Origin of the sequence: Streptomyces sp. YS-3 (genome assembly GCF_045257485.1) — a bacterium.
GTDB lineage: Bacteria > Actinomycetota > Actinomycetes > Streptomycetales > Streptomycetaceae > Streptomyces.
Genome location: NZ_JBJHPC010000726.1, coordinates 1 through 3,091, shown reverse-complemented (window position 1 = coordinate 3,091; position 3,091 = coordinate 1). Strand labels below are relative to the sequence as shown.

General features: G+C 72.3%; 3 protein-coding genes. 1 reads left to right on the top strand and 2 read right to left on the bottom strand.

Going from position 1 to position 3,091, the window contains the following annotated elements; genetic code table 11:
• Positions 1–251: 251 nt before the first annotated feature.
• A complete protein-coding gene (ggt, locus tag ACJA3G_RS33905; RefSeq protein ID WP_406556870.1) occupies positions 252–2,048 on the bottom strand; it encodes a gamma-glutamyltransferase in 1,797 nt (598 codons plus the stop codon).
• Between the two features lie 118 nt (positions 2,049–2,166).
• Here ggt and ACJA3G_RS33900 point away from each other — a divergent pair, with 118 nt between their 5' ends.
• A complete protein-coding gene (locus ACJA3G_RS33900; RefSeq protein WP_406556869.1) occupies positions 2,167–2,898 on the top strand; it encodes a hypothetical protein in 732 nt (243 codons plus the stop codon).
• On the opposite strand, the gene ACJA3G_RS33895 is transcribed toward ACJA3G_RS33900, so the two are convergent.
• The coding region (locus ACJA3G_RS33895) for a cytochrome P450 (protein ID WP_406556868.1) at positions 2,864–3,091 on the bottom strand (228 nt) is incomplete at its 5' end. The genes ACJA3G_RS33900 and ACJA3G_RS33895 overlap by 35 nt on opposite strands.

The window sequence follows — 3,091 nt, the reverse complement described above, 5'->3', positions numbered from 1 at the left end:
GGTCGAGGCGGTGGCGGGCAGGGCCGCGGTGGCGAGCAGGGCTGCGCCGGAGGCGGCGGCGAGGGCGAGCGTTCGCGTACGCACGTGGGGGACCCTTCTGTTAGGAAAGTTTCCTTACCTGACGCGAACAATCTGAACCGTTTACATGAGCGCGTCAACCCCGGTCACATAAAAGGAAACGCGGTCCCCGTCCCGTGAAGGACGAGGGCCGCGCCCCCTTCACCCGCCCGGCGGACGGTTCTGACGAAGTGTCACCCAGTCGGGCGCACCACCATCGCGGAGCCGCCGCCGCGCCGGACCTTCTCGGCCGCCGCCACCCAGCGGCCGTCGTCGAGCCGCTCCACGCCGGTCGCCGCGCCGATCATCGGGTTGAGCGAGAACGCGTGCCCCAGCGCCTCCAGCCGGGCCCGCAGCGGGCTGTCGTAGAGCTCGGGCTCCAGCTCCGTCCTGGCCGCGTTGCGCTGGCTGGCGCGCGGGGCGGCGATGGCGTCGACCAGCGACAGGCCACGGTCCAGGTGTCCGACGAGCGACTGGAGCACCGTGGTGATGATGGTCGCGCCGCCCGGCGAGCCGAGCGCCATGACCGGCCTGCCGTGCCCGTCGAGCACGATCGTCGGGGACATGGAGGAGCGCGGACGCTTGCCCGGACCGGGCAGGTTCGGGTCGTGGACGGCCGGGCTCGCCGGGGCGAACGAGAAGTCCGTCAGCTCGTTGTTGAGCAGGAAGCCCCGGCCCGGGACCGTGATGCCGCTGCCGCCGGTCTGCTCGATGGTGAGCGTGTACGAGACGATGTCGCCCCACTTGTCGGCCACCGTCAGATGCGTGGTGTTCTCGCCCTCGTACGTGGTGGGCGAGGCCTGGCCCGAGGTGGCGCACGGCGCCGGACTGCGCGGGTCGCCCGGCGCGAGCGGGCTGGTCAGCGCCTTGGTGTCGCTGATCAGACAGGCCCGCGAGTCCGCGAACCGCTGCGAGAGCAGCCCCTTGGTGGGGACGTCCTCGAAGGCCGGGTCGCCCACCCAGCGGCCCCGGTCCGCGAACGCCACCCGGCTCGCCTCGATGTAGCGGTGCAGGTACTGGACCTCGGACGCCTTCGACAGATCGGTGTGCTCAAGGATGTTGAGCGCCTCGCCGACGGTGGTGCCGCCCGAGGACGAGGGCGCCATGCCGTAGACCTTCAGGCCCTCGTAGTCCACCTTCGTAGGCGCCTGGTGCTTGACCGCGTACGACCGCAGGTCCTTCGTGGTGAGGTCGCCGGGGCGTGCGTTCCGGCCGGAGCCGGGCGCCACGGGGGGCTTGCGGACCGTCCGGACGATGTCACGGCCCAGGTCGCCCCGGTAGACGGCGTCGACGCCCGTGCGCCCCAACTCCTCGTAGGTGCGGGCCAGATCGGGGTTGCGCAGCTTCGAGCCGACCACCGGGAGCCGGCCCCCGGGCAGGAACAGCTTCGCGGTGTCCGGGAAGTCGGCGAACCGCGCCTGGTTGTCGGCGGTCTGCTGGCGGAAGGTCTCGTCGACGGTGAAACCGTCGCGGGCGAGCCGCTCGGCGGGCCGCAGGAGTCCGCTCAGCGGTTTGGAGCCCCAGGCGCGGAGGGCCGCGTCCCAGGTGGCCGGGGTGCCGGGGGTGCCGACGCTGAGCCCGCTGGTCACCGCGTCCGGGAACGGCAGGGGTTTGCCGTTCTCCAGGAACAGGGACGAGGTGGCGGAGCGGGGCGCGGTCTCGCGGCCGTCGATGGTGTGCACGGTGCGGGTCCGGGCGTCGTAGTAGACGAAGTACCCGCCGCCGCCGATGCCCGACGAGTACGGCTCGGTGACACCGAGGGCGGCGGCCGTGGCGACGGCCGCGTCCACCGCGTTGCCGCCGTGCTTGAGCACATCGATACCGGCGGCGGTGGCGTCCACGTCGACGCTGGCGACGGCGCCCCCGTACCCCACCGCCTCGGCTGTCTTGACGGGCGGGCGCGCGGTTGCCGGTGGGGCGGCGGCGACCGAGGTCGCCACGGCCGCGGCGACGGCCAGTAGCGAGAGACTGCGGACGGCGGGGCGACGCATGCGTACCTCCTGGGTGCGAATGTCCGCGCAGCGTAACGCCGCTCCCGCCGTCTCGTCAGGACCGTCTCGAACACCGCGTCTCGAACACCGCGTCGCGTGCCCGCTAGCATGCGCGCCCATGAACGACGACGTACGCAACATCGTGCTCGGTGTGGTGGCCGCGGGCATCAGCGCCGCCCTGGGCTGGCTCACCCGGACCTACCTCTGGAAGCGCAGACTCCGCCGCAAGCAGGACTTCTTCGGGCTGCCGACCCACTCCGAGTGCCTGCTCGTCGTCAACCGGGACGCGGGGGCGGAGGGGGCGGTGCACCGGTTCGACGTGTTCGCGCTCCTCGAACTCGCCTCGCTCATCAAGGACTGCGGGGCGCACGCCCGGATCGTCCAGCACGACGCGACCCAGCAGGGCTTCGGCGTCCGTACCGAGTTCTGTGTGGGCGGGCCCTACTCCAACCGCCGGATGGCCGCGCATCTGTCCGCGCTGCTGCCGGGCGTCACCATGAACGTGGACACCGAACCCGTGCCGGAGCGGGGCGCGTTCACCATCGGCGGCGAGCAGTACCGGGTGGAGGGCGGGGTGACCGAGTACGTCATACTCGCGCGGGTCACCGCCGGCCAGGGGCAGCGGCCCGTGTTCCTCTTCTGCGGGCAGCGCGCCATCACCAACCAGGCGGCCACCCGCTATCTCGCCCGCAACCACGAGAAACTGGCCCGCAAGCACGGCGACGGCACGTTCTGCCTGCTGCTGAAGGTCGTCAACTCCCTCGCCTACGGTCCGGACGTGGTGGAGGTGGTCGCGGACGTCACCCGTGCGGCCCTCACGGCCCCGCCGGCTCCAGCGGCAGCGACTTGATCCCGTTGACGAAGTTGGAGACCAGCCTGCGCGGTGGCCCGGCGAGCGCGCAGACGGGCAGCAGCCGCAGCGCCTCCTCGTGCAGCACCCGCAGCTGGAGGCGGGCGAAGTGGGCGCCGAGGCAGACGTGCGGGCCGTCACCGAAGGAGACGTGCGGGTTGGGGGTACGGGTGAGGTCCAGGCGGTGGGGGCG